26 protein-coding genes are annotated in these 26,905 nt (G+C 66.8%); 9 read left to right on the forward strand and 17 right to left on the reverse strand.

Annotated features, from left to right (window positions below; translation table 11 throughout):
- The first annotated feature begins 74 nt into the window (after window positions 1-74).
- The gene (locus BDI24065_RS20490; RefSeq protein ID WP_027792503.1) at window positions 75-293 is read left to right on the forward strand and encodes a DUF6566 family protein; all 219 of its coding nucleotides are present in this window, start codon (window positions 75-77) and stop codon (window positions 291-293) included.
- Window positions 294-331: 38 nt separating this feature from the next.
- On the opposite strand, the gene BDI24065_RS20495 is transcribed toward BDI24065_RS20490, so the two are convergent.
- Window positions 332-709, reverse strand: coding sequence for a DUF5594 family protein (locus BDI24065_RS20495; protein WP_175032801.1), 378 nt, complete (start codon window positions 707-709; stop codon window positions 332-334).
- Window positions 710-746: 37 nt separating this feature from the next.
- Entirely contained in the window at window positions 747-2,279 is a 1,533-nt protein-coding gene (locus tag BDI24065_RS20500; protein ID WP_175032802.1) for an FAD-dependent oxidoreductase, read from the reverse strand.
- A 247-nt stretch (window positions 2,280-2,526) separates the two neighbouring features.
- On the opposite strand from BDI24065_RS20500, the gene BDI24065_RS20505 reads away from it, so the two are divergent.
- The gene (locus tag BDI24065_RS20505; protein ID WP_175032803.1) at window positions 2,527-3,687 is read left to right on the forward strand and encodes an NAD-dependent formate dehydrogenase; all 1,161 of its coding nucleotides are present in this window, start codon (window positions 2,527-2,529) and stop codon (window positions 3,685-3,687) included.
- Between the two features lie 30 nt (window positions 3,688-3,717).
- Here BDI24065_RS20505 and BDI24065_RS20510 read toward each other — a convergent pair whose 3' ends face one another.
- From BDI24065_RS20510 to BDI24065_RS20535, 6 genes are all read right to left on the reverse strand, one after another.
- Window positions 3,718-5,142 carry a PLP-dependent aminotransferase family protein gene (locus tag BDI24065_RS20510; protein ID WP_175032804.1) on the reverse strand — a complete coding sequence of 475 codons (1,425 nt, stop codon included), beginning with the start codon at window positions 5,140-5,142 and terminating at the stop codon, window positions 3,718-3,720.
- Window positions 5,143-5,533: 391 nt separating this feature from the next.
- On the reverse strand, window positions 5,534-5,782 hold the full coding sequence (locus BDI24065_RS20515; protein WP_175032805.1) for a hypothetical protein: 249 nt from the start codon (window positions 5,780-5,782) through the stop codon (window positions 5,534-5,536).
- 34 nt (window positions 5,783-5,816) lie between these two features.
- Complete coding sequence (locus BDI24065_RS20520) at window positions 5,817-6,272, reverse strand: DUF1269 domain-containing protein (protein ID WP_175032806.1); 456 nt, start codon at window positions 6,270-6,272, stop codon at window positions 5,817-5,819.
- A 68-nt stretch (window positions 6,273-6,340) separates the two neighbouring features.
- On the reverse strand, window positions 6,341-6,538 hold the full coding sequence (locus BDI24065_RS20525) for a hypothetical protein (RefSeq protein WP_175032807.1): 198 nt from the start codon (window positions 6,536-6,538) through the stop codon (window positions 6,341-6,343).
- A 54-nt stretch (window positions 6,539-6,592) separates the two neighbouring features.
- Complete coding sequence (locus tag BDI24065_RS20530) at window positions 6,593-7,042, reverse strand: phosphate-starvation-inducible protein PsiE (RefSeq protein ID WP_175032808.1); 450 nt, start codon at window positions 7,040-7,042, stop codon at window positions 6,593-6,595.
- Window positions 7,039-7,410 carry a LysR family transcriptional regulator gene (locus BDI24065_RS20535; RefSeq protein ID WP_175032809.1) on the reverse strand — a complete coding sequence of 124 codons (372 nt, stop codon included), beginning with the start codon at window positions 7,408-7,410 and terminating at the stop codon, window positions 7,039-7,041. The genes BDI24065_RS20530 and BDI24065_RS20535 overlap by 4 nt, the downstream gene beginning before the upstream one ends.
- A gap of 368 nt (window positions 7,411-7,778) precedes the next feature.
- On the opposite strand from BDI24065_RS20535, the gene BDI24065_RS20540 reads away from it, so the two are divergent.
- Entirely contained in the window at window positions 7,779-8,840 is a 1,062-nt protein-coding gene (locus BDI24065_RS20540; protein ID WP_175032810.1) for a Dyp-type peroxidase, read from the forward strand.
- A gap of 175 nt (window positions 8,841-9,015) precedes the next feature.
- On the opposite strand, the gene BDI24065_RS20545 is transcribed toward BDI24065_RS20540, so the two are convergent.
- Window positions 9,016-9,405 (reverse strand): GIY-YIG nuclease family protein, encoded by a 390-nt coding sequence (locus BDI24065_RS20545; RefSeq protein ID WP_175032811.1) that lies wholly within the window; start codon window positions 9,403-9,405, stop codon window positions 9,016-9,018.
- Between the two features lie 110 nt (window positions 9,406-9,515).
- Here BDI24065_RS20545 and BDI24065_RS20550 point away from each other — a divergent pair, with 110 nt between their 5' ends.
- From BDI24065_RS20550 to BDI24065_RS20570, 5 genes are all read left to right on the forward strand, one after another.
- Complete coding sequence (locus BDI24065_RS20550) at window positions 9,516-9,740, forward strand: hypothetical protein (RefSeq protein ID WP_175032812.1); 225 nt, start codon at window positions 9,516-9,518, stop codon at window positions 9,738-9,740.
- A gap of 113 nt (window positions 9,741-9,853) precedes the next feature.
- Window positions 9,854-10,669, forward strand: a complete 816-nt coding sequence (locus BDI24065_RS20555) for a family 1 encapsulin nanocompartment shell protein (protein WP_175032813.1) — start codon at window positions 9,854-9,856, stop codon at window positions 10,667-10,669.
- Window positions 10,670-10,773: 104 nt separating this feature from the next.
- The gene (locus BDI24065_RS20560; protein WP_175032814.1) at window positions 10,774-11,043 is read left to right on the forward strand and encodes a hypothetical protein; all 270 of its coding nucleotides are present in this window, start codon (window positions 10,774-10,776) and stop codon (window positions 11,041-11,043) included.
- A 621-nt stretch (window positions 11,044-11,664) separates the two neighbouring features.
- On the forward strand, window positions 11,665-14,514 hold the full coding sequence (locus tag BDI24065_RS20565) for an ATP-dependent Clp protease ATP-binding subunit (RefSeq protein WP_175032815.1): 2,850 nt from the start codon (window positions 11,665-11,667) through the stop codon (window positions 14,512-14,514).
- A gap of 125 nt (window positions 14,515-14,639) precedes the next feature.
- A complete protein-coding gene (locus BDI24065_RS20570) occupies window positions 14,640-16,919 on the forward strand; it encodes an FdhF/YdeP family oxidoreductase (protein ID WP_175032816.1) in 2,280 nt (759 codons plus the stop codon).
- A 104-nt stretch (window positions 16,920-17,023) separates the two neighbouring features.
- Here BDI24065_RS20570 and BDI24065_RS20575 read toward each other — a convergent pair whose 3' ends face one another.
- Window positions 17,024-18,445 (reverse strand): purine-cytosine permease family protein, encoded by a 1,422-nt coding sequence (locus BDI24065_RS20575; protein ID WP_175032817.1) that lies wholly within the window; start codon window positions 18,443-18,445, stop codon window positions 17,024-17,026.
- Window positions 18,446-18,837: 392 nt separating this feature from the next.
- Here BDI24065_RS20575 and BDI24065_RS20580 point away from each other — a divergent pair, with 392 nt between their 5' ends.
- Window positions 18,838-19,761: a LysR substrate-binding domain-containing protein gene (locus BDI24065_RS20580; RefSeq protein ID WP_175032818.1), complete on the forward strand. Its 924-nt coding sequence runs from the start codon at window positions 18,838-18,840 to the stop codon at window positions 19,759-19,761.
- Window positions 19,762-19,830: 69 nt separating this feature from the next.
- Here BDI24065_RS20580 and argE read toward each other — a convergent pair whose 3' ends face one another.
- The 7 genes from argE to BDI24065_RS20615 form a co-directional block, all read right to left on the reverse strand.
- Window positions 19,831-20,994, reverse strand: coding sequence for an acetylornithine deacetylase (gene argE / locus BDI24065_RS20585; RefSeq protein WP_175032819.1), 1,164 nt, complete (start codon window positions 20,992-20,994; stop codon window positions 19,831-19,833).
- Window positions 20,987-21,664: a DUF1028 domain-containing protein gene (locus BDI24065_RS20590; RefSeq protein ID WP_175032820.1), complete on the reverse strand. Its 678-nt coding sequence runs from the start codon at window positions 21,662-21,664 to the stop codon at window positions 20,987-20,989. Before BDI24065_RS20590 ends, argE begins: the two co-directional genes overlap by 8 nt.
- An 8-nt stretch (window positions 21,665-21,672) precedes the next feature.
- Complete coding sequence (locus BDI24065_RS20595) at window positions 21,673-22,110, reverse strand: RidA family protein (RefSeq protein WP_175032821.1); 438 nt, start codon at window positions 22,108-22,110, stop codon at window positions 21,673-21,675.
- A gap of 75 nt (window positions 22,111-22,185) precedes the next feature.
- Window positions 22,186-23,526 (reverse strand): flavin-containing monooxygenase, encoded by a 1,341-nt coding sequence (locus BDI24065_RS20600; protein ID WP_175032822.1) that lies wholly within the window; start codon window positions 23,524-23,526, stop codon window positions 22,186-22,188.
- Between the two features lie 914 nt (window positions 23,527-24,440).
- Window positions 24,441-24,944 (reverse strand): pentapeptide repeat-containing protein, encoded by a 504-nt coding sequence (locus tag BDI24065_RS20605; protein ID WP_174980400.1) that lies wholly within the window; start codon window positions 24,942-24,944, stop codon window positions 24,441-24,443.
- A complete protein-coding gene (locus BDI24065_RS20610; RefSeq protein ID WP_174980401.1) occupies window positions 24,941-25,243 on the reverse strand; it encodes a hypothetical protein in 303 nt (100 codons plus the stop codon). The genes BDI24065_RS20605 and BDI24065_RS20610 overlap by 4 nt, the downstream gene beginning before the upstream one ends.
- A 10-nt stretch (window positions 25,244-25,253) precedes the next feature.
- Window positions 25,254-26,897, reverse strand: coding sequence for an SEL1-like repeat protein (locus tag BDI24065_RS20615; protein ID WP_254609810.1), 1,644 nt, complete (start codon window positions 26,895-26,897; stop codon window positions 25,254-25,256).
- Between the last annotated feature and the right edge of the window lie 8 nt (window positions 26,898-26,905).

The raw sequence follows: 26,905 nt of genomic DNA on the forward strand, positions 1-26,905 counted from the left end.
TTTCGGATGCACGGCGCACGCCATGCTGCTACGATCGACGCACCGCGTTCACGCACGACGGAGGGCCCCGACCGATGCAAGCCACCGACACCTTCATGGATCACGAGATTCGCGTCGAGGCGACGCGCAACGCGAACGGCGCGTGGGTCGCGCAGGTGCGGATCTTCCGCGACGGCGCGCCGGTCGACCTGCCCGCACCCGAGCTCGTCACACCCGAATGGCTCACGTGCGACGAAGCGCTGCGCGGCGGCATCGACCAGGGCCGCGTGATCATCAAGACACGCGACCGGTAGCGGCAACCGGCTCATCGGCACGCATCGCACGACGCGTTTCACGCATCGAAATCCAGATCGCCGATCAGGATCTCGCGGTCGCGCTGGGTTCGCGTACTGAAGTCGACCGGCAACTCCATCTGCCAGCGCTCGATCGTGACCGGCAGCGCCGCCAGATAGCGGTCGAAGCGGCTGCGGTCAGGCTCGGCCAGTAGCGCATCGATCGCATCGTCACGCCACGCGAGCCGCGCGTTCAGCCGGTTCGGCAATCCGACCGTCGACGTGAGGCCGATCACGTCGACACAGGTCGGGCTGCCCTGCCCGTCGTGCGGCACGACGGCCACCTTCACTTCGCCGGGCTGGTACAGGCCGAGCACGCGCGCCGCGATGCGCGGCGCAAACTCGGTTTCGAAACGGGCACGAACATCGGGATTCATCTCGCCTCCAGGTTTGAATCGCGTCGTCACGCCGCTGTCACGCGGCTGCAATCTGTCGCTCGAGTGCCGCTTCCGCCTTCAGGCTGTCGAGATCGCGGCCGACCGTCGCGACCGCGAGCCGCGTGTTGCCGCGCCAGTACGCGATCGAGCAGTCGTGCGCGCCGAGGTCACCGTCGATCTCGACACGATCCCATTGCTCCGCATGCCCGACATAGTTGACCGTCAGGTCGTAATGCTGGCTCCAGAAGAACGGCACCGCATCGAACGGCCGCTGCTGCCCGAGCATGTTGCGCGCCGCGACGATGCCCTGCCGCTCGGCCACGACCCAGTGCTCGACGCGAATACGATCGCCCGTCAGCGGATCGGGCCAGCGCGCGATGTCGCCGGCCGCGTAGACGCCGGGCGCACTCGTCTGAAGGAAGCGGTCGACCGTCACGCCGCGCTCGACGGCCAGCCCCGCGTCCTGCGCGAGCCCCACGTTCGGATGTACGCCGATGCCGACCACGACGAGATCGGCCGGCAGCACGTCGCCGGTCGACAGCGTCACGCTGTCCGGCGCGATCTGCGCGGGTGTCGCACCGAGATGGAACACGACGCCGTGCGACTCGTGCAGTGCCTGGATCGTGCTGCCGAGCGCTTCGCCGAGCACGCGTGCCATCGGATGCGCATCGGGCGCGACGACCTGCACGTCGAGCCCGCGCGTGCGCAACGCGGCGGCCGCCTCGAGCCCGATGAAGCTCGCGCCGACCACGACGCAGCGGCGCGCCGTTTTCAGCTTGCCGATCAACGCATCGCAATCAGCGCGCGAGCGCAGCACGCACACATGCGGCAGATCCGCGCCGGGCACGGTCAGCCGGTTCGGTTCGGCCCCCGTTGCCAGCAGCAGCGCGCCGTATCCGACGCGGCTGCCGTCGGCCAGCTCGACCGCCTGCTGCGCGGGATCGATGCGTACGACACGCGCGCCGCACCGCACGTCGATGCGGTGGTCGGCATAGAACGACGGCGAGCGCAGCGGTAGCCAGTCGGCCTCGGCCGTGCCGGCGAGATAGTCTTTCGACAGGTTCGGCCGGTCGTAAGGCGGATCGGAATCGGCAGTCAGCAGCGTGACAGGATGCGGATAGCCTTCCTGCCGCAGTGTCACGGCCGCCGCGATCGCCGCGGCGCCGCCGCCGACGATCACGATCGAAGCAGGCAGTCCTGCTGCATTCAATGCAGGCGGCACGGCAGCCGGCTGCGCATCGAGCACGACGGCGCGGCCGTCGCGGCGTTCGACACGCCAGCACGGCAGCCCGTCGAGCGCCGGCGCGCGCAGCAGCTCACCGGTGCGCAGACAAAACGCCGCGTGGTGCCATGGGCAGCGGATCGTGTCGCCCTCCAGCAAGCCGTCGGCCAATGGCGCGCCGTAGTGCGGGCATTGCGCGCCCACGGCAAACAGTTCGTCGGCGCGGCGCACGAGCAGCACCGCTGCGTCGCCGACATGGCCCTCGATCATTGCACCGTCGGCGAGATCGTCGAGCGCGATGCCTTGCGTGAGATCGGGACGTGAAGACGAGGAATCGCTTCCGGACATGACATCGCTCCCGCAGAGTCAGGTAACGATCCCATTATCGGCGTCCTTCATGAAAAGAACAGGTACAGACGCCCCCGCAGCGCACGCAAACACGCACTGTAGCTTGTACGAGATCCATGACGGGCGTAGAACGTCATCAACGTTGCGGCGCAACACGCGCGCCACCCGCGGCGCACGTCGCGCGTCGCGCGTCCTGCGCAATCCGCATGCCGCGTGCCTTCCCCCCCGTCACCAGGAGTGCTACCCGATGGCCACCGTCCTGTGCGTGCTGTACCCCGATCCCGTGGACGGCTATCCGCCGCGCTACGTGCGCGATGCGATTCCGGTCATCACGCAGTACGCGGACGGACAGACCGCGCCGACGCCGGCCGGCCCGCCCGGCTTCCGTCCCGGCGAACTCGTCGGCTCGGTGTCCGGCGCGCTCGGCTTGCGCGGCTATCTGGAAGCGCACGGCCACACGCTGATCGTCACGAGCGACAAGGACGGCCCCGACTCCGAATTCGAGCGCCGGCTGCCCGAAGCGGACGTGGTGATCTCGCAGCCGTTCTGGCCCGCGTACCTGACGGCCGACCGGATCGCCCGCGCGCCGAAGCTGAAGCTCGCGCTGACGGCCGGCATCGGCTCCGATCACGTGGATCTCGACGCCGCCGCGCGCGCGCACATCACCGTCGCCGAAGTCACCGGCTCGAACAGCATCAGCGTGGCCGAGCACGTGGTGATGACGACGCTCGCGCTGGTGCGCAACTACTTGTCGTCGCATGCGATCGCGCAGCAAGGCGGCTGGAACATCGCCGATTGCGTGTCGCGCAGCTACGACGTCGAAGGCATGCATTTCGGCACGGTCGGCGCGGGGCGCATCGGGCTCGCCGTGCTGCGCCGTCTGAAGCCGTTCGGGCTGTATCTGCACTACACGCAACGCCACCGGCTCGATGCATCGGTCGAGCAGGAACTCGGGCTCACGTATCACGCCGATGCCGCGTCGCTCGCGGGCGCGGTCGACATCGTCAACCTGCAGATCCCGCTGTACCCGTCGACCGAGCACCTGTTCGACGCGGCCATGATCGCGTGCATGAAGCGCGGCGCGTACCTGATCAACACCGCTCGCGCGAAGCTGGTCGACCGCGACGCGGTCGTGAACGCCGTCACGTCCGGGCATCTCGCGGGCTACGGCGGCGACGTGTGGTTTCCGCAGCCGGCGCCGGCCGATCATCCGTGGCGCACGATGCCGTTCAACGGGATGACGCCGCACATCTCCGGCACGTCGCTGTCCGCGCAGGCCCGCTACGCAGCCGGCACGCTGGAGATCCTGCAATGCTGGTTCGACGGCAAGCCGATCCGCAATGAATACCTGATCGTCGACGGCGGCACGCTCGCGGGAACGGGCGCGCAGTCGTACCGGCTGACTTGACGGCGCTACGCTCGACGCGCGGCGGTACGGTCAGTCGAGGCAGTACACGGCGAGCTTGCCGACGGTTACGATCGCCTGCTCGATCTCCGGCGACCACGGACTGCTGTAGTTCAGCCGGATGAAATTCCGGTAGCTGTCCGCGATCGAGAACATGTAGCCCGGCCCGATCGTGATCCCCTGCTCCAGCGCGAGCTGGTACAGCCGCATCGCATCGACCTGCACGGGCAGCTCGATCCACAGCACGTACCCGCCCGCCGGGCTCGAAATACGCGTGCCTTCCGGGAAGAATCGCGACACCATCGTCCGCATCAGGTTCGCTTGCTGCGCATAGGCCTTGCGAATCCGCCGCAGGTGATGCTCGTAGCCGTCGCGTTCGAGAAACTCCGCGATCGCGAGCTGCGGCAGTGATGGCGTCGCAAGCGTATTCAGGAATTTCAGCTTCTCGACCTGCTCGCGATAACGGCCCGGCAGCGCCCAGCCGATCCGGTACGCGGCCGTCAGGCTCTTCGAGAACGACGAGCAGTGCAGCACGATGTCATGGCGGTCGAACGACTTCAGCGTGCTCGGATGCATGTTGCCGAAGTAAAGTTCGTTGTACACGCCATTCTCGATGATCGGCATATCGGCCTTCGCGGCGAACTCGACCAGCTCGCGCTTGCGCTCGTCAGGCATCTGGAAGCCGAGCGGATTCTGGAAGTTCGGCATCACCATGCACGCGGCGATCGGCTGCGATTTCGCGATCGCGGCCAGCGCCGCGATGTCGATCCCGTATTCCGGATGCGTCGCGACCTCGATCGCCTTCATCCCCATCCGCTCGATCGCGTGCAGCATCGCGTAGAACGTCGGCGACTCCACCGCGATCGTATCGCCCGGCTTGGCGACCGCCTGCAGGCACAGGTTGATCGCCTCCGTCGCGCCGACCGTCACGATGATCTCGTTCGGGTCCACCGACATCCCGTTTTCCAGGTAGCGGCGCGCGATCTGCCGGATCAGCCGCGGATGGCCAGGCGGCAGCCCGTCCGTCACGCCCCACAGCGACTTGTCGCGGCCGGCTGCGTACGCATAGCGGTTCAGCTTCTCGAACGGGAACAGGCTCGGGTCCGGATACGGCGAGCCGAGCGGCACCGCGTCGTCGGTGCCGATCGAGCGCAACGTCGACAGCACGAGCCGGCTCACGTCGACCGACGACGAGATCGCGATCGGCTTCGACGGTCGCAGCTCGCGCACCGGCGCATGGCTGTCGTCGCGCCTCAGGTTCACGAAATAGCCCGACTGCGGCCGGCTTTCGAGCAGCCCGCGGCTTTCCAGCAGCAGATACGCATGCAGCACGGTCGTGATGCTGATCCGGTGCTGCTGGCTCGCCTGCCGCACCGACGGCACACGATCGCCGTGTCGATATACACCTTGCCGGATGAGTCGCTCTACGTCGTTTGCAAATTTCTCGTAGAGCTTCATCCGCCTCGCCCCGCCAGCGGTGAACCGGCCTGCGATGCATGGGCGGCATGGCCGCGCCGGTGCACGAAGCCGGATAGCCGTGCCCGGGCGCGGGTGTCCCGGTTCGAACCTCGTCCGTTATCGAAATTGAAGGCGGATAGCAATGCGAATCTCATCTAGACAAGGTTCGGCATGCTACTGCGTCATTTCGACGAATGTAAGTGACAGTTTGGCGAGGAAACGCGAAATCCGGCCGGCGTGGTGAACAGATTGGAACGCGACGGCAAACGGGCCCGCGCAATCACGCGCGGCGATGCTCCGGGCGCCATCCCGGTGCGCGTCATCGGCTAGCGCCGATCGCCGTCAGGCAGCGGTCACGCGAAGCCCGGTCATGCGCGGGCCCCGCGAGCACTCAAGCGTCGTCGACGTTGTCCGCGTAGTGATCGATGGCGACCTTGCATTCGTCGAACACCACCGTCAGCATCGCGACGTCGTTCGACTCGACCCACTTGCGGATCTGCAGGAATTGCCCGGTGCCGAGATCGGCGATGCGGGCCGGATCGTCGGTCGTCACGTCGACGCTCGCGATCGCGCGGTTGCCGGGCAGCGGCGCCAGCGTCGCCGCGATGTCGAAGCGCCGGTACGATTGATCGATGCGCATGTCGTTCTCCCGATGTGGTTCGAAGGCAAGACGCTCAATCGAGCGTCTGGCGGAACACCTTGCCGCCGAATCCCGTCACGACGTTGTCGACCGAGAACGGCGTATCTTCCTTCGCTTCGAGAATGATCGCGACGCTGCCGGGCACGAGCCGTGCCGCGACCGTCTCGACGAACGTGCCGTCGAGCAGCGCGTTGCCGGCCGCTTCCGCGAGGATGCCGGCACCCGCGCCGGCCGCCATGCCCGTGACCACGCCAATCGGCCCGGCGAGCAGGCCGAGCAAACCGCCCGCGATCGCGCCGATCACGCCGCCCTTGAACGGCCGCGATTCGGCGTGGAGTACCGCGAGCTTGCCGGTTGCGTCCTTCTCGACGACGACGCCGTTCTCGATGTGGAATCCTTCGTTTTTCTCCGACAGCGCCTCGACATCGTTGGCGGCCTGGCGGGCCGTGTCGACGCTGTCGAACACGGCGACGATCAGTTGCTGGGTCATTGGACACCTCACTCGGTTGGATGGTCGGTGGCCGCCGCCGCACCGCATGCGGCTGGCCGGAATTCGATTCAGATGCCGATGGCCGCCACGCGTGCACGCGCCGCATCGGCATAGGCGTGCGCGGCCTCCCGCTGCAGCCCGGCGACGGACGGCGCGCGGGCGAGCGCCGGATCGGCATCGCGCGTGTCGCGCGCCAGCCGGTAGGCGTCCGACGCGGCGCGCTGCAGTTCGATCGCCTGTTTCGTTTCGACGGAATCCGTGCTCATCGGGCACCCTCCTTGCAGGAACAGGGGAAAACCATGCGGCCTGCCGCTCGTGCGTCACCTGCGCGCATGCGCATCGTCCTCGACATCGTCGACGTCGGCCGGAAACCGATGCTGGCCGAAACTCAGGATCAGCACGCCCACCGCGAGCAGCACGATCCCGAACGTCGTCATCAGCATCCGTTCGGGGCTGTCGGTTGCACCCCGCAGTATCAGGTCGCGCGCGAGCGACGTCATCGCAATGAACAGCGGAAACCGCACGGGCAACCGGCCGAGCCGCAGGTAGCGCACGTCCATCGCGAGCACTTCCAGGTACAGGAACATCAGCAGCAGGTCGGTCAGCGACACCTCGCCCGCGAGCACGACCTTCCACGCTTCCTGCGTCATCGCGAACGCGGTCGCGAGGCCGATCACGATCAGCCCGGCCAGCTCGGCCGCGTGAAGGAAATGGCCGAAGCGGCGACGAAGGCGCTCGGCCGGCGAGCAGGGAATGGTGGTCGTATTCAAGGTGACAGTCGCTGTGTTGAAGCTTGAACGGCGCCGGGCGGCGGCGGGAAAGCCGCATCATGCGTGGCGGCATGCGCGGCATCGTGCGTGTCCGGCCCGTCCGCCGCGTGCGGGCCCGCCGCGCCGATCGCCTGCTCGACCGCGAACAGCGTCCGGCGGCAGCACACGTGGAACGCGTCACCCGCATCGGTGCAGGCCACGTCGTCGCGCTCGCGGCACATCAGCAGGCGGCAGCCGAGATACCGTTCGAGGCAGTCGATCCGTTCACTCACCTGCGCTTCGTCGAGCCGCAGTTCGGACGCCGCGCCGGACAGGCCGCCCTGCTCGACCACCGCGACATACACACGCATCGCTTCCAGCAGGTTCATGATGACGCTCCTCGTCGGCGGGCGCAGCGGGACCTAATCTACTGCACGCGGCACGCACGCTCAAGAGCACAGCGCCGCACGCGCCAGGAGTACAGCTGCGCGGGCACCGCCCAAAATCCGGCCCTGTTTGACGCATTCGCATGACAGTTTGGCGTTACGTGTTCCAAAGACTCGCCGAAGCTGCTAGATTGCTTGCTCGATGACGTTACGCGGTGCGGGCAGGTCACGCGCCGTGCGGCCGGCCGCCACCGCTGCGGCCCGTTGCGCGATGTCCGCGCAATGTCCTTCATCCGCATGACACAAAGAGAACAGTCGCATGACTCAGTTCAACCGTTCGCCTTCGCGCGTCACGGCACTTCCGTCCCGACATGACTGACCGGCAGCCCACGATGCAGACACCTCCCCCGCTCTCCCAAAACGTTCACAGCACGATCACGCGCAGCGCGATCTTCCTCGTGGCGACGATCAATCCCGGCGCCGATCACGCCGACACGATCCGTTCATGGTGCGGCAACATCGCCGCGCTCGTGCGCTCGGTCGGCAAGCGCGTGCCGGGCGGCAATCTCACCTGCGTGTGCGGCTTCGGCGCCGACGCCTGGGATGCGCTGTTCGGCAACCCGCGCCCCGCCGCGCTGCATCCGTTCCGCGAATTCGGCGCGGGCCAGCGCGTCGCGGTCGCGACGCCGGGCGACATCCTGCTGCACATCCGTGCGGAAGCGATGGACCTGTGCTTCGAACTCGCGACGCAGCTGCTCGGCGCGCTCGGCGATGCCGTCACGGTCGTCGACGAGGTGCACGGCTTCCGCAACTTCGACCAGCGCGCGATGATCGGCTTCGTCGACGGCACCGAGAACCCGGAAGGCCGCGAGGCGGTCGACTTCACGGTGATCGGCGACGAAGACGCGGAATTCACGGGCGGCAGCTACGTGATCGTGCAGAAGTACCTGCACGACATGGCCGGCTGGAACGCGCTCGCGGTCGAGACGCAGGAGCGCATCATCGGCCGCACGAAGCTCGCCGACATCGAGCTTGCGCCGGACGTGAAGCCGTCGTGCTCGCACAGCTCGCTGACCACGCTCGACGAGGACGGCCAGGAAGTGAAGATCCTGCGCGACAACATGCCGTTCGGACGCCCGGGCGCAGGCGAATTCGGCACCTACTTCATCGGCTATGCGCGCTCGCCGGCGCCGATCGAGCAGATGCTCGAGAACATGTTCGTCGGCCGCCCGCCCGGCAACTACGACCGCCTGCTCGACTACAGCCGCGCGGTCACCGGCTCGCTGTTCTTCGTGCCGTCCGCCGACCTGCTCGAGGCGCTCGCCGACCGCGCGGCGCCGGCCGCCGATGCCGCGCAACCGGAGCCTGCTTCGTCCGCGCCGCATCGCGACGGTTCGCTGAAAATCGGCTCGCTGAAAGGCGTGCCGTCGTAACGCAAGGTGCCAAGGTCAGCCCGGCGCGCAACCTCGCGCCGGGCGTGTCCGGAACGGCCGCGGTTCAGTCGGCCGGGGCGCTCGCGCGGCGCACGGGCGCCGCGCCACACAGGGGCCGCCGCTTCGACCTACTACCGCGTGCGGGCCAGCGCGCCCGACTTGCCATCCGCGCGAATCAGCCGACCAGGATATAGAGCCAGTTCTTCGGCAACGCCCCGCCAGGGCCGTTGCTGCATGCCAGCAGGCGCTCACCGGATTGAGGGTTCGTGATGCCGGTACGGAATGTCTCGATGGCCTTGCGCTCCAGTTGATCGAACGCGTTCCCGACCAGATTGTGCGCCTCGAGATAGATCGGGCACATGAGTTTGAAATCGGGCTTGGTGGCGCGATGTTTCACCAGCCGGGTATTCAGGTCACTGGTGATGCCGATATAGAACTTGCTGTACTCCGGTTTCATCGCAAACGCGTGCAGCACCTGTTTCAAATGCCCGATGACTGCTTCGTGATTGATGACGCCCGTCTTCAGCATGTATTTGTCTTCGGGCGAGACGAGTTGTAGTGCCATGAACGACCTCCACGTGTCGTGAAGCTTCAATAGGCTGCGTCTATGATTCATCGTTGCCCGGTTCCGGTAACTGAACGCCGGCCAGCGCCGACTTCCGGAAACCCTGCCGGATGAATGTTCGTAAGAATGCACGACTCGCGATGGGCCGTCGACCGGAATTGAGTCGGCGCGTCATCGAGCGCGGCCCGGGCGGCGTCAGCGCCGCCATGCGCCGGGTATCGCCATCCGGCTGCGGCGTTCTGAACATGCTCGCGCCCTCGCTCATCGCGCGAATTGCAGAACAGTTGCGCGACCGCAGGGTGTCGTTTCGATTTGTGCTGCAGTGGTGTCAATAGAGCCTGCTAATATGCATTTTCGCCCGCGATCGGCATGCCTGACATCAGGCGCAGTCCGTCAGCCGATCGGCCCACCATGAAGTGTTTTCGCTGACGTGAGGCAACAAGAATCCATGAATAACCTGCACCGCGAACTCGCCCCGATCTCGTCCTCCGCCTGGGAACAAATCGAGGAGGAAGTGGCACGCACGTTCAAACGATCGGTGGCCGGCCGCCGCGTCGTCGACGTCGACGGCCCCGAAGGCCCCGAGCTGTCGGCCGTCGGCACCGGGCACCTGGTCGACGTCGCCGCGCCGCGCGAGCAAGTGAATGCACGGCTGCGCGAGGTCCGCACGATCGTCGAGCTGACGGTGCCGTTCGAGTTGAGCCGCGATGCGATCGACAGCGTCGAGCGCGGCGCGCGCGATGCCGACTGGCAACCGGCGAAGGACGCCGCGCAGCGGCTCGCGTTCGCCGAAGACGACGCGATTTTCGACGGCTACCAGGCCGCCGGCATCGTCGGCATCCGCGAAGGCACGTCGAACCGCAAGCTCACGCTGCCGGCGGATGTCAGCGCGTATCCCGACGCGATCAGCGACGCGCTCGAAGCGCTGCGGCTCGCCGGTGTCGACGGCCCGTATTCGGTCGTGCTCGGCTCGGATGCGTACACGGCGCTCAGCGAAGCGCGCGACCAGGGCTATCCGGTCCTCGGCCATATCAAGCGGATCGTCAGCGGCGAGATCATCTGGGCGCCGGCGATCAGCGGCGGCTGCGTGCTGTCCACGCGCGGCGGCGATTACGAGCTGCACCTCGGGGAAGACGTATCGATCGGCTACACGAGCCATACCGACAAGGTCGTCCGCCTGTACCTGCGCGAAACGTTCACGTTCCTGATGCTGACGAGCGAAGCATCGGTGGCAGTGGCGCCGCAGGGCAACACGGCAGCCTGACCGCGGTTGCCTGTGCGCGATGCCCGCCGGGCGTCGCGCGCACTCGGCCGCACCGCCGGCCGCATGTTCGTCGCCGATCAAACCCATCTTGCATGGAGTGTGTGATGAGCGAGTCGAATGAGGCATTGCAGGCGCTGCAGGCGTCGATCGACCACCTGAAGCAGGCGGTCGACGCAAACGCGAGCAGCCAGGCCGGCGACACCGCCGTGCTGTTCACCGTCATGTCGCTGGTCCTGGCGGAGTTGCCGCCGGACACGCGCAACCTGATCGAGGATTCGTTCTCCGTCTGGGCCAATGGTCTGCCGAATGCGGCACTGTCAACGGACGTGAAGCAAATTGCCCGGCAACGGCTTGCGATGACACTCCCGGACTGACCGCGGCACGCCACGGTTGCGCCGTGTCCGGCCCGGACCGTGCAACCCGCCCTCGCCTTCGGCCACCCCACACGCATCGTCGGCGGTGCGTGCGGGGTCGCGCATAGCCGGTCGCGGCACGCGCACGTTGCGGCGGTCGCGCCGCGCCTGTCCCCCCGCATCGCCGCCTCCCCGCCCGCAACGGGCGCCCTGCGCGCCGATGTCGCACCGCGATCCGTTCGCGTTCTGCCCGCTCCCGCCTCATGTCACCACTCGCTACGCACGCCGTGCACGCCCGTGCCGCCGTGCGCCTGCCCGTCTGTACTCCTTGCCACCCGTGCGCAAGTGCATGCGAGGGTGCAATTCGCGGCCGGGCCGCTGCGCAACTGTGTCTTGGATGGCCTCCGCCGATTCGCTATTTTGAACGCAGTCGAAGCGATGCCGTGGGCTCCTCCCGGCACGCACGCTTGCCGCCCCGACCGCGACCGTGCACGACGCCGACGCGCGCTGCGTGACAGCACCGGTGCCGCCCGCGCGCCGCCGTGCCGCGTGTCGTGCGTTCGCGGTCGGGAAGCGCCAAGCGCCGCACCGCATCGGGACTTCACCCTTCGACCCACTTTCACCGACAGGAGCCAGACCACCATGCCCGCACTTTGCGATATCTGCCACGCCCGGCCGGCCGTCGCGCGCGCAACCGTGATGCAGGACGGCGAGCGCAAGACGATCTCGATCTGCGATTACCACTTCCGTCAGCTGATGCGGCATCAGAGCATGCTGAACCCGTTCGATTCGCTGCTGGGCGGAGGCGGCTCGTCGTCGCTGTTCGGCGGGCTCGACGACGAAGCGCCGCTCGCCGCCGAGATTCCGCGCGAATCGGTCGACCCGACCGACGCGTTCAGCGAGCAGACGCTGGAACTGCTGCAGCGCGCGGCCGAGAAGGCCCACGAGCTGCGCCGCAGCGAGCTCGATTCCGAACACCTGCTGTACGCGCTCGCGGACACCGACGTGTGCGCCGCGCTGCTGAAGGAGCTGAAGCTGTCGCCGCAGGACATCCGGTCGTACATCGACGAGCATGCGCATACCGGCACGGCCGACCCCGATGCGCTGCTCGACAAGCTGTCGATCTCGCCGCGCGTGAAGAAGGCCGTGCAGTACGCGTTCCAGGCGTCGCGCGATCTCGGCCATTCGTACATCGGCCCCGAGCACTTGCTGATCGGGCTCGCCTCGGTGCCGGACAGCGTCGCCGGCACGCTGCTGAAGAAATACGGCGTGACGCCCGAGGCGCTGCGCCAGAAAGTCGTGAAGGTGGTCGGCAAAGGCGCCGAGGACGGCCGCGTCGATGCGCCGACCGGCACGCCGAATCTCGACAAGTTCGGCCGCGACCTCACCGCGATCGCGCGCCAGGGCAAGCTCGATCCGGTGCTCGGCCGCGCGCAGGAAATCGAGAGCACGATCGAGGTGCTCGCGCGCCGCAAGAAGAACAACCCGGTGCTGATCGGCGAGCCGGGTGTCGGCAAGACGGCGATCGTCGAAGGGCTCGCGCAGCGGATCGTCAACGGCGACGTGCCCGAAGTGCTGCGCGATAAGCGGCTCGTCGAAGTCAACATCAACTCGATGGTGGCCGGTGCGAAGTATCGCGGCGAATTCGAGGAGCGCGCAAAGCAGCTGATCGACGAGGTCACTGCGAAGCAGGACGAACTGATTTTGTTCATCGACGAGCTGCACACGATCGTCGGCGCGGGCCAGGGCGGCGGCGAAGGCGGCCTCGACATCGCGAACGTGCTGAAGCCCGCGCTCGCGCGCGGCGAGCTGAGCCTGATCGGCGCGACGACGCTCAACGAATACCAGAAGTACATCGAGAAGGACGCGGCGCTCGAACGGCGCTTCCAGCCGGTGTTCGTGCCGGAGCCGAGCGTCGAACAGACGATCGTGATCCTGCGCGGGCTGCGCGACAGCCTCGAGGCGCACCACCAGGTGACGTTCGCCGACGACGCGTTCGTCGCGGCCGCGGAATTCGCCGATCGCTACATCACGTCGCGCTTCCTGCCCGACAAGGCGATCGACCTGATCGACCAGGCTGCCGCGCGCGTGCGGATCGGCGCGACGTCGCGTCCGATCGACATCCAGGAAGGCGAAGCGCAGATCGTGCAACTGAAGCGCGAGCAGGACTACGCGACGTCGCGCAAGCGCTTCGACGAAGCGAAGCAGTTCGAGGAGCAGATCACCGAGAAACAGAAAGCCGTCGACGAGATGATGGAGGCGTGGCAGCGCAAGACCGGCTCCGAAACGCTCGAAGTGACCGTCGAATCGGTGGCCGAGGTCGTGTCGCGACTCACCGGCATCCCCGTGTCCGAACTCACGCAGGAAGAACGCCAGAAGCTGCTGAAGATGGAAGAGCAGCTGCGCGAGCGCGTGGTCGGCCAGAGCGATGCGGTGGTGGCCGTCAGCGATGCCGTGCGGCTGTCGCGCGCGGGGCTCGGCCAGACGCACCGGCCGATCGCGACGTTCCTGTTCCTCGGGCCGACGGGCGTCGGCAAGACCGAGCTCGCGAAGGCGCTCGCCGAGACCGTGTTCGGCGACGAGCAGGCGATCATCCGCATCGACATGTCCGAGTACATGGAGCGGCACGCGGTCGCGCGGCTGATCGGCGCGCCGCCCGGCTACGTCGGCTACGACGAAGGCGGTCAGCTCACCGAGCGCGTGCGGCGCCGCCCGTACAGCGTGATCCTGCTCGACGAGATCGAGAAGGCGCATCCGGATGTCTACAACGTGCTGCTGCAGGTGTTCGACGACGGCCGCCTGACCGACGGCAAGGGCCGCGTGGTCGACTTCAGCAACACGATCATCATCGCGACGAGCAACCTCGGCGCCGCGATCATCATGGACAACCTCACGCAACCGGAAGCCGCGCGCAAGACCGACAAGGCGATCCGCGAGGAGCTGATGCAGGTGCTGAAGGGGCATTTCCGCCCCGAGTTCCTGAACCGGATCGACGAGGTGATCGTCTTCCACGCACTGTCGAAGGAGAACATCCGCTCGATCGTGCAGATCCAGCTCGACCGCGTGGTACGCACGGCCGCCGCGCAGGACATCACGCTCGTGATGGGCGACTCGCTCGTCGAGCACCTGACCGAAGCCGGCTACCAGCCGGAGTTCGGCGCGCGCGAGCTGAAGCGCCAGATCCGCCAGACCATCGAGACCCGGCTCGCGAAGGAGATCCTCGCCGACCGCCTGAAGTCGGGCGACCGGTGCGAGGTCGACTACGACAAGGCCAGCGACGAGGTGAAGTTCAACACGCTCGCGGCGCCTGAAGCGAAGGAGGCCAAGGACGCGAAGAAGGACGCCGACGGCAAGGCGAAATCGAACGGCAAGGCGGCCAAGGCCGGCGACGATGCGAAGACGGGCGACACGCCCGCCGACGCGCCGCCGCCCGCGCCGGCCGCGAAGCCGTCCGGCAAGAAGTCGTCCGGCGCGAAGAAGGACGCACACTGAAACCCGGCGTGCCCCGCACGCCCGGGGCATGCATGACCGGCTCCGTCCACCGGGCGGAGCCGCCCCACGCCGCGACACGGCGCAAACCGAGCCGCCCGCACCGGGAACGGCTGATGGAGAATCACATGACAAATCGACGCGAAGTGCCAGGCATCAGGAAGTACGACGGGCCCGCCGGTGGTTGGGGCGCGCTTCGCGCGACAGCCGATGCGGTGCGCACGCAAATGGAAACCATCGAGGCGCCGATCGTGCTGATGCGGACCAACCAGCCCGACGGCTTCGACTGCCCCGGCTGCGCATGGCCCGACAAGGAACACAAGTCGACGTTCCAGTTCTGCGAGAACGGCGCGAAGGCCGTCACGTGGGAAGCGACGACCAAGCGCGTGACGCCCGAGTTCTTTGCGGCGAACACCGTGTCGTCGCTGCTGCGCATGTCGGACTACGAGCTGGAGAACATGGGCCGGCTCACGCATCCGCTCGTCTACGACCGCGCGACCGATACGTTCCGCGCGATCGAATGGGACGACGCGTTCGCGCGCATCGGCGAAGTGCTGCGCGCGCTGCCGCCCGAGCAGGTCGAGTTCTATACGTCGGGCCGCGCATCGAACGAAGCCGCGTACCTGTACCAGCTGTTCGCCCGCGAGCTCGGCACCAACAACTTCCCCGACTGCTCGAACATGTGCCACGAGCCGACCAGCGTCGGGCTGCCGCAGTCGATCGGCATCGGCAAGGGCACCGTGTCGCTGGAGGATTTCGACCATTGCGAGCTGATCATCTCGATCGGCCACAACCCCGGCACGAACCACCCGCGGATGATGGGCACGCTGCACGAGTGCTCGCGCCGCAACGTGCCGATCATCGTGTTCAACCCGCTGCGCGAGCGCGCGCTCGAACGCTTCGCGGATCCGCAGGACATGATCGAGATGGCGTCGTTCGGCTCGACGCGGATCGCATCGACGTACTACCAGGTCGACGCCGGCGGCGACGCGGCCGCGCTGAAGGGCATCATGAAGGCGCTGCTGCAGCTCGAAGCCGAGCGCGGCGACGTGCTCGACCGCGACTTCATCGCGCAGCACACCAACGGCTTCGACGCGTTCTCGGCCGACCTCGAAGCCACGTCGTGGGACGACATCGAGCGCGCGAGCGGGCTCAGCCAGGCGCAGCTCGAACAGGTCGCACTCGCGTATGCGAAGTCGAACGCGACGATCGTCACGTACGGGATGGGCGTCACGCAGCACAACAAGGGCACGGCAACCGTGCGCCTGATCGCCGACCTGCTGCTGATGCGCGGCAACATCGGCAAGCCCGGCGCCGGCGTCTGCCCGCTGCGCGGCCACTCGAACGTGCAGGGCAACCGCACGGTCGGCATCACCGAGAAGCCGTCGGCCGAGTTCCTGAAGAAGATCGAGGACGTGTGCGGCTTCACGCCGCCCGCGCATCACGGGCACGACGCCGTGCAGGCAATGCAGGCGATGATCGACGGCACCGCGAAGGCGCTGCTGTGCCTCGGCGGCAACTTCGCGGTCGCGCTGCCCGATCCCGAGCTGTCGTTCCCGGCGATGGCGAAACTCGACCTGAGCGTGCATCTCGGCACGAAGCTGAACCGTTCGCACCTGCTGGTCGGCAAGGAAACCTTCATCCTGCCGGTGCTCGGCCGCACCGAGCTCGACATGCAGGCCACCGGCCGGCAGTCGATCACCGTCGAGGATTCGATGTCGATGGTGCACGCGTCGGCCGGCAAGCTCAAGCCGGCGTCCGACGAGTTGCGCTCGGAGCCGGCGATCGTCGCGGGCATCGCGCATGCGACGCTGCCGGCGAGCAAGGTCGCGTGGCTCGACCTGATCGCCGACTACGATCGCATCCGCGACCTGATCGACCGCACGGTGTCCGGCTTCGAAGCGTTCAACGAGCGCATCCGCACGCCGGGCGGCTTCCGCCTGCCGCTGCCGCCCACCGAGCGCGTGTGGCCGACGCCGACCGGCAAGGCGATGTTCTCGGTCTACAAGGGCGTAAAGGAAGATGCCGACGTGCTCGGCGCCGAGCAGGTGCTGCGGCTGATCACGCTGCGCAGCCACGACCAGTACAACACGACGATCTACGGCCTCGACGACCGCTATCGCGGCGTGTTCGGTCGGCGCGACGTACTGTTCATGAACCCCGCCGATCTCGCGAAATACGGGCTCGAACACGGCGACCTCGTCGACATCGAGACGGTCACCGCGTCGGGCCGCGCGCTGCGGCTCGAGAAGATCACCGCGATCGAGTACGACATCGCGCCGGGGTCGGTCGGCGCGTACTACCCGGAAGCGAACGTGCTCGTGCCGCTCGACTACATCGACAAGGAAAGCGGCACGCCGTCGTACAAGTCGGTGCCGGTGCGCGTCGCGCGCTCGGCGGTGGTCTGACTCACGGACGGGCTCGCGGCGCATAGGCAACCGCGAGCCCGTCCGACCTCCTTCACGGGCCACCGTCTCGCCACTGACGCGATGGCCCTCTTCCTTCCCCGTCTTTACCGCACCGCCGTCGGCGGCATCGTCGCGCCCGTCTGCCGGCGCCGATACGCGCTGTCGCGCGTCGCGAGCCAGTAGTACAGCGGCGACGTCAGCACCAGCCCCACGACCCATGACAGGTCCGCGCCGCCGAGATGCGCGGGAATCGGGCCCGCATACATCGGCGTGTTCATGAACGGAATCTGCACGAGGATGCCGATCGCATACGCGAGCAGCGCCTGCGGATTGAAGCGGCCGTAGATCCCGCCGTCGGCCATGAAGATCGACTTGATGTCGTACTTGCCCTTGTGGATCACGTAGAAGTCGATCAGGTTGATCGCCGTCCACGGCACCAGCACGACGAGCAGCGCGAGCACGAGATCGACGAGGTTGCCGACGAAGTTCGTCGACGCGCCGATCGCCGCGTAGCAGCACGCGACGAAGATCACGACCGACACCACCGCGCGCGCCTTCGCGTTCGGGATCCACTTGTATGCGAACGTCTGCACCGACGTGATCACCGCGAGCACCGCGCCGTACAGGTTCAGCGCGTTGTGGCTGATCACGCTCAGCAGGAACAGCACGAGCATCAGCGAGCCGAGCGGGCCGGTCGCCTGCTTGACCGCGTCCATCGTGTCGGCGCCGGCCGGCACCGCGAGCACCGCGACCGCACCGAAGATGAACGCGAGCGTCGAGCCGATCGTGCAGCCGAGATAGGTCGCCCAGAACGTCGACGCCACGCCGACGTCTTCCGGCAGATAGCGCGAATAGTCCGACACGTACGGCGCGAACGCGATCTGCCACAACGCCGACAGCGACACCGTCGCGAGCCATCCCGCGAAGTCGAAGCCGCCGCGCGTCAGGAAATCGCCGGTCGTCACGTGCGTGAGGATCATCCAGAAGCCGACCAGGATCCCGATGCCGAGCACCCACGTGCCGATCCGGTTCAGGATGTGGATGAATCGGTAGCCGACGATGCCGATCAGCCCCGAGCCCACCGCACCGATCACGATGCCGACGGGTACCGGCACCGACGACGCGATGCCGTGCACCGACTTGCCGGCGAGCACGATGTTCGACGCGAAGAAGCCGACGTACATCACGGCCGCGATCACGGTCACGAGCAGCGCGCCCCACGAACCGAACTGCGCGCGGCTCTGGATCATCTGCGGGATGCCCATCTGCGGCCCCTGCGCGGAATGCAGCGCCATCAGCACGCCGCCGACCGCCTGGCCGACGACGATCGCGACGATGCCCCACATCAGGTTCAGGTGGAAGAGCTGCACGCCGAGCGCGCCGGTCACGATCGGCAGCGGCGCGATGTTGCCGCCGAACCAGAGCGTGAACAGGTCGCGCACCTTGCCGTGGCGCTCCGCGGGCGGCACGTAGCCGATCGTGTGCTTCTCTATCATCGGGGACGCATTGCGGTCCGCGTTCGTCATGGTGATGTCTCCTGTGCGCGGCGATGCGCGCTTGCCGTGTCAGCCGGCGCGCGTTGGGGTACGCGCCTGCAATCGGGTCCGGATGCGCGAGCGACGACGCGCCGCGTGCACGCGCGGCGATGTCGAACGAGGCGAACGAAACGCATGCGGGGACGGATGAAATCTCCCGCCGGCGCGAGCGCGGTCGCCTCGTGAACTTCGCGATCCAGGTTGGAGACGATGGTGCGCCACGTGCATCTCGACCGGAAAATACTAAAAATATTTCCGGGACATACGAAAAAGCTCTGCAGCGGACATGCCGGCACCGGGGGGCTTTCAGGTAAGGTGCTACGCAAAACCATGGACAGATTGCGCCCGCGGCGGCACGCCGGGGCCGTGCATCAGAGGTGCTTGTGGCTCACTACACTTTGCGGCAACTGAAATACTTCGTGACGACGGTGGAATCCGGCAGCGTCGCCGAGGCCTCGCGCCAGCTCTTCATTGCGCAGCCGTCGATCTCCAGCGCGATCAAGGGGCTCGAGGAAAGCTTCGGCGTGAAGCTGTTCATCCGCCATCACGCACAGGGCGTGTCGCTCACGCCGAGCGGCACGCGCTTCTACCGGAAAGCGCAGGAGCTGCTGCGCATCGCACACGAATTCGAACAGAACGCCCTCGCCGACAACGACGTGATAACCGGGCAGATCGACATCGGCTGCTTCGAGACGGTCGCGCCGCTCTATCTGCCGCAACTGATCGCGGGCTTTCGCGATCGCTACCCGGGCGTGAACATCCGGCTGCGCGACGGCGACCAGCAGGAACTCGTGCAGGGCCTGACGTCCGGCACGTTCGATCTCGCGCTCATGTACGACCACGATCTCGACGGCACGATCGAGACCGAGCCGCTGATGCCGCCGCAGCAGCCGTACGTGCTGCTGCCGGAGAACCACCGGTTCGCGGGCCAGACGCACGTGTCGTTGCGCGACCTGTGCGTCGAACCGATGATCCTGCTCGACGTGCAGCCGAGCCGCACGTATTTCGTCAGTCTCTTTCACGAGCTCGGACTGACACCGAACATCGTGTTCGGCTCGCCGTCGATCGAGATGGTGCGCGGGATGGTCGGCCAGGGGTTCGGCTTCTCGCTGCTCGTCACGCGCCCGCATTCCGAATACACGTACGACGGCCAGCGGGTCGTGACGATCTCCCTCAGCGAAACGGTGAGCCCGTCGGGGCTCGTGAGTGCACGGCTGAAGCGCGGTCAGCTCACGAAACAGGCGCAGTCGTTCGTCGATTTCTGCCGCGAGCGGCTCGCGCAGATCGTCGCGGAAACTGCGCGATAAGGAACGGGAAGGAACAGGAAAGCGCACGCGCCGCGGGCTGCGGCACGTGCGTGCCGGCCGCTCGACAGTTCAGGCGGCCGCAGAGAGATGCGCGGCCAGCCGGCCCAGCATCGCGTCGCAACCGTGAAGCTGCTCGAGCGTGACGAACTCGTCGGGCTTGTGTCCCTGGTCCATGCTGCCGGGCCCGCATACCACGGTCGGAATGCCGGCCTGCCCGAACAGCCCGCCCTCGGTGCCGAACGCCACCGTACCGAACGCATCGGAGCCGCTCAGCATCGCGAGCAGGCGCGCGGCCTCGCTGTCCGGTGCGGTCGCGAGCCCCGGATACGCGCCCAGCGGTTGCAGCCGGATGTCGGTATCGGGCTGCACCGCGCGCATCCTCGGCAACAGTTCGGATTCCGCATAGTCCTGCAGCTTCCTCGGCACGTCGTGCGCATCGAAATCCGGCAGCGCCCGCACCTCGAAATCGAACTCGCATTCGGCCGGCACGATGTTCAGCGCGCGGCCGCCCTGGATCAGCCCGGTCTGCACGGTCGAGAACGGCGGATCGAATCGCGCGTCGTGCCGTTCGGGCCGCGCGAGCGCCGCACCGATCTCGCCGAGCCGGCCGATCAGCTTCGCCGCATAGTCGATCGCGTTGACGCCCGACGGCGCGTACGCCGAGTGGCAGGCGGCACCCTTCACATGACAGCGCATCGCGAGCTTGCCCTTGTGACCGAGCACCGGCTTCAGTTCGGTCGGCTCGCCGATCAGGCACAGGCGCGGCCGGTGCTCGCGCGCGGCCAGGGCTTCGAGCATCGGCCGCACGCCGAGGCAGCCGACTTCCTCGTCGTACGAGAACGCGAGATGCACGGGCACGCTCAGCGGCCGTGCGACGAATACCGGCACGGCCGCGAGCGCCGACGCGATGAAGCCCTTCATGTCGGCCGTGCCGCGGCCATACAGGCGGCCGTCGCGCTCGGTCAGCCGGAACGGCTCGACCGTCCACGCCTGCCCGTCGACCGGTACCACATCGGTATGGCCCGACAGCGCGATACCGCCGCGGTCGCGCGGCCCGATCGTCGCGTACAGGCTCGCCTTCGTGCGCTCCGCGTTGTAGAACAGTTCGCTCTCGACGCCGAAGCCCGCAAGATAGTCGCGGATGAAAGCGATCATCTCGAGGTTCGAATCGCGGCTGACCGTCGCGAAACCAATCAGCCGTTCGAGCAGCGCGCGGCTCGACGTGTCATTCATCGCCCGGCACTCCGTAGCTCGGCGCGGCGGTCGGATTCAGCGCGCGCGTCTGATAGTCCTGCATCTGCGGCCGGTAAGCCTGCCACAGCGCATCGAGCTGCCCGATCGGGTCGGTATCGGCCCAGTCCACGCGCAGGTCGACGATCGGCCAGGTCACGTCGCCGGCCACTTTCAGCGCGGCCGAATGCACCGGCCCCGCCTCGCCGCCGGCCGCCATCGCCGCATGCATCGCGGCCAGCAGGCGATCGGCGAGCAGGCCGGGCGCCTGTTCGAAGGCGCGCGCCATCGCGTCGATCACGGCCGGCGCGGCCAGCAGGTTGCCCGCCGCCACGCATTGCTCGCCCCGCACCGCGTGATGCGTGCCGAGCGCTTCCTTGCCGGTGAAGCACGCGGTCTGCCCCTGCCCGTCGATCGCCGTGACCTGCCGGTACTGGCTCCAGCCGTTCGCGCTGAGCGCGCGGTCGAGCGCCGCGGCGGGCGCGAGCTGCTCGTGTTCGATCAGGTCGAGGATCTGCGGGCCGAGCGCCGGCAGCGTGATGTTCTGCGTCGCGACGGCGCCGACGCCCGCACGCACCCACGGGCAGCGCGCGCCCACCGCGATGCTCGACGAGCTGATCGCGATGCCGAGCTGGCCCGTTTCCGGGCAGCGCCCGACGATGGAGAAAGTCATGTCGCCTCCTACGCGCGGTTCGGCTGCCAGTTGTCCGGGATCACGGCGATCACGTCGATTTCCATCAGCCACTGCGGCTGGCCGAGCGCGGACACGACGAGCCCCGTCGAGATCGGATACACGCCCTTCAGCCACTTGCCGACTTCCTGGTACACCGGCTCGCGATAACGCGGGTCGGTCAGGTAGGTCGTCGTCTTCACGATGTGCGTGAGGTCGCTGCCGGCTTCCTCCAGCAGCTGCTTGACGTTCTTCATCGCCTGCTCGGCCTGCGCGCGCGGATCGCCGAGCCCGATCAGCCTGCCGTCGAAATCGGTGCCGACCTGGCCGCGCACGTAGACGGTGTTGCCGGCCCGCACGGCCTGGCACAGGTCGTTGTCGAGCGTCTGGTTCGGGTAGGTATCCTTCGTGTTGAACATGCGGATACGGGTATGGGTGGGTTGGCTCATCGAAATCCTTCAGTCGTCAGGGGTCACGCCGACGCACCGGAAGCGGACGCGGTGCGGCAGGCGGCATGGGTGCGGTCAGTTCACCGCGTCGGCGAGCGGCTGCGCGTCGGCGTGCGACGCGGCGCCGTCCTGCTCCGCGTGCGCGGTCGAGCGGCGCTGCGATGCGTCGTGGTAGTCGAGGTAGGTGCGCTGGATCGCGATGTGGTCGGCGATGTGCCGCGCGTCGTGCCACACGCCCCAGATGAAGCTGGAGCCGCGCCGCGACAGCCACGGCAGCCCGAGGAAATAGATGCCCGGCTCCTTCGACACGCCGCGCTGGTGCTGCGGCTTGCCGTTGTCGGCAAACGCGTCGACCTTCAGCCAGCCGTAGTCGACCGCATAGCCGGTCGCCCAGACGATCGACGTGACGCCCGCGCCGGCGAGGTCGAGCGCGAGGATCGGATGCGCGACGCAGTCGGGGTTCGGCAGGATGCGGCGGGCTTCCGGTTCTTCCGGCAGGTCGAGGCCGTTGCGTGCCGCGTAGGCGTCGGCCGCGTCGAGCAGCGACAGGTAGTTCTCGTCGCCGCGCGCGAGATTGATCGCGAGATCGCGTTCGAACACGGCCACGCCGCCGTCGAACGACTTCGTCAGCCCGACGAGCGTCACGCCCTGGTTCGCGAGCTTGCGGAAATCCACCGTATGGCCGCCGCGCGCGCCGCTCACCGCGATCGTCACGTGTTCGCGGCCGGGCGTCGCGACTTCCTTGTCCCATTCGCCGAGCACGCCGAGCCACCAGCAGAAGTCGCGGCCGCGATACGCGCGCGGCGGACGATCGTGCGGGCCGACCGACAGGTAAACCTGCCGGCCCGCGCGCTGCAGTTCGTCGGCGATCTGCACGCCCGACGACCCCGCGCCAACCACCAGCACCGCGCCTTCCGGAAGCTGCGCCGGGTTGCGATAGTCGGCGGAATGGAGCTGCACGAGGCGCGCGTCGTCCGGCGCGATCGGCGGAATCACCGGGCGCTGGAACGGCCCCGTTGCGACGACCACGCGGTTCGCCTCGATCGTGCCGTCGGACGTCTCGACGACGAAGCCCGGCTTGCCCGTATTGCGCACGACCTTCTTCACCTCGACGCCGGTGCGGATCGGTGCGTCGAACTTGCGTGCATACGCTTCGAAGTAGTCGGCGACCTGGTCTTTCGAAGCGAACGCGTCAGGGTCGAGGCCGTCGAATTCGAGGCCGGGGAAGCGGTCGTGCCACGCGGGGCCGTTCGCGACCAGCGAATCCCAGCGCCCCGTGCGCCAGCGTTCGGCGATGCGGCTGCGCTCCAGTACGAGATGCGGTACACCCAGCTTGCCCAGGTGCTCGCTCATGGCCACGCCGGCCTGACCGGCGCCGACGACGAGCGTATCGATTGAGGTTGTTTCGACTGCCACGGCTGTCTCCTTCTGAAGTGCGGCTCAGTGCGACGCTCGTGCTGTCGCGTGAGTTGGAATGGAGACATTCTGCTGATGCGCAGGCGGGCGCGAAATGATGATTTTTGTTGGTGTTGACGAGAAAAAAGCTGGGGGTGGGTGAATAGGGGCGGTGTGTGGTGCCGGAAGAGCCGTCCAAGGTGAAGTGCCTGCGGACAAGACATCAGCGCATCGCACACCAGCGCACGCCCCTTTCGTCGCACTGCTCGCTACACGCCCGCCGCAGGCATCGGGCCGGCCCATCTCAGGCTAATTACGCGCGCCCTACGTCGCGATATAGCCGATTCCACTCCTGATCCGGAACCCCATGTGCGATGTTCGGATCGCTATGCCCGGATCGTTTTCGCCGCCTGCCCGGCCATCAGCGACCATGATTCGGACCCGGCAAATCGTGAGGCGCCGCATACGCAGTGAATATTCCAGTCGTGCCGCTCACCACGTCGCTCGAATCCATGTTCAGGAAGCGGCCGTTGACCTCGACGCGGAATTTGTACGGCGAATCGCGCGCTTCGGGCGGACAGGTAGCGGCTGCCTGATCTTCAACCGCCCTTTCCTGATCCCGCGCGCGCCGTTGCAGCAACCGTTAGAGTGGCGCTCCCCGCGCCGGCAAGCATGAAGAAATCGAGGTAGTCCATCAGCCCCGTCGCTACGAAGACCAAGCACTTGGGTACGCGCCAGTACGTTGCTGCTGATGGCTGGCCTGCTGTATCTGCCGTGGCTGTCCGCCGAAACCGCCTGGTTGGAGTTGAGACATTCCGCTGACAGACCGCCTTGCGCGAAATGATGTTTCTTTGTGGGTATTGACGGCCAAAAAGGCCTTTGCTGGCCAACTCGCAGCTACGTTGACGAAACCCGGTCACGGACACCGCCTCGACTCAATGCCCGCCGTTGATTTCCGTATCTTCGAAGGCCAGATGCTCGAAATAGCTCCCGGTGAAATCGACGTCCAGTCCCTTGAGACCGTGAGCTTCAACCGTGGTGCCTGTACAGTCCAGCACCTGCACCGAATGCCACGTGTTGCCGTCGAACCTGACACCGTTCCACTTGCATCCGAGAAATTTCACGCCGTTGAACGTGCTGCCCTGAAAGGCGGCGTCATTGAAGCTGCAATCGACGAATGTGCATCCGGAAATCGCAATCCCGGCAAAATCGCAACCTGCGAACGTGCAGGCCGAGAACCGGCAGCCCGTCCAGCCGGCTTGCCGGAATGACGTGCCGGCGAAACTGCTACCGTTGAAACTGCTGCCGGCAAATTGCGCGAGACCCAGATCGAGGCCGGCGTAGGCCGAACTGTCTGCCTGACCAGACAGTCCCGCGGGCGCACCGCCCGCGCCCTTGCGCCACTGATCGTGTTTGTAGATGATTTCAGAACTGCTCATCGATCTGCTTCCCGGTGCGCGGGAGCCACGGCATCGGTCTCATCCTTGTCCGAGTGCTGTTCCTCGTCATCGTCGCCGGATGTTGCCGAACCCCGGCTGGCGAACCATGCGACCACGCCACCCAAAGCAAGCAGCGGACCGAGAAACAGGAAATTCTCGATCGCGAAATCGCTCACATCGTGCGAACCGTAGCTACCTCCGCTGATCTGGGCCACGGAGCCCATTGCCGCGATCGCACCCCAGGCGGCCAGGATCAGACCGCCGACACACACCGTCGCGGCAATCGTCGATTTACGCATCTCCGCCCCCTCAAGCGTTCTCGGACGCGTTGCCGACGCTGACCTGAGGCAGCTTCGCGAACCCCAGGTGATTGGCCTCGTTCCACCACGTCCACGTCACGTCAGCCGGCGATACGTCCAGATGCATCGCCCGCGGATCGGGGAACGTATCGCCCTGCATGACGTACGCCTGGCGATACCACTGGTTGAACGTGGCCGCCCGAGGATGATCGCCTGCCACATCGGCTTGCCAGATGCCCGTCACCGGGCACGCACGCGTGCCGCGACACCGGATGGCCGGGTCGGGAAATTCGGCGGCGCGCACGATGCCCTGCGTGACGCGCGGATGCGATTCCACCGTTTGCGCGGGCATGGGAATCACGTCACCGACATAGTGGAAGAAGATGCGGCCATCCTCCGGCATCAAACCGGGGCGGCTCCGATCGAACAGCTCCTCCTTCCGGTAATGCATCGGTAGCTGAGCCATATTCCATGCGAGGTGACGATCGGCGACCGGATATTTCAGTTGTGCCAGCCAGTAACCACCGACAGGAGCGGCAGTCGTTTCCGCCTGCGGAGGCACGGTGACCTGCGGCTTCTCCGGCAGCATGTAGCCATCGGGCACGTGCGCGCGGCCCGTATGCAGCGACACGGGGTGCACGGCGGGCTTGACCGGCGACGCCGGCGCGGACGTCACCGCCTTCGCCGCGTTGATCAACGTCTCCTTGTTGCCGTCCCACTTGGGCAGTTTGGCGGGCGGAAGCGGCACCACTTTGTCCAGGTTCGGCAGACGCAGGTCGGGGTCGCGCTCGAGGCGATCGGCAAGGACGATATAACGCTCGGCACGAGCGCGATCCTTCACGCCACCCGCTACCGGATCGCCATCATCGAACGCACCGAACAAATATCCAGCACTTTTGGCGCTACCGTATTTCACGCCTTCATGCAGAATCTTGAGTGCTCGCGCATTGTCCTCGTCCAGCGACTTGTCGGAGCCAACCAGCGTCGTTCCAAGCGCATACGCAGCATCTCCGCTACCCTGGGCGAATCCGCATTCAAGCATTTTGAGCGCAATCTTCCGGTTCCCCCAGAAACCGGATTTCGGATCGTCGTAGACTGCATCGAGCTTGCCGCCCAAATAAGCCATGGCGCTGGGGCTGCCCTTGTCCGCTGCAAGTTGCCAGAAAGCGTATGCACGGCTGGCATCCTGCTTTACGCCCACTCCGTTCATGTAGTACGTGCCCATCAGATCGTAGGCTGCGGGGATGCCCAGCTTCATCGCCCCTTCGGTTATCTGTACGGCGCGCTCGGTATTGCGATCCACGCCCAACCCCTGAGCGTAGGCGTTCGCCAGGTTCAGCATCGCTTTCCAGTGCTTGCGCTCGGCAGCCTTCCCCCACAGCGCAACGGCACCAGCGTAGTCGCGCTGGTTCGGCCACAACAATGCACTCGTCATCTTCATCGCCTGCTGATTCCAGCGATCAGCTTCCGGGTCGACTGCCGGAACGGCAGCGGCTTCGTGCACGCAAACGAACGTCTCGCGATGCGGATTGAAAGCGTCGAGCGACATGTTTCGCGGAAGAGAATCGTTCATCGAGCAGGCAGTACAAGCAAAGAACAAGGTGAGGGAAAACGCGCCAGCAAGGCGCAGGCGTTTGGACGTTGTCGAACTCATTGGAACTC

Source organism: Burkholderia lata, from assembly GCF_902499025.1.
In the GTDB taxonomy this organism is placed as follows: Bacteria; Pseudomonadota; Gammaproteobacteria; order Burkholderiales; family Burkholderiaceae; genus Burkholderia; species Burkholderia lata_C.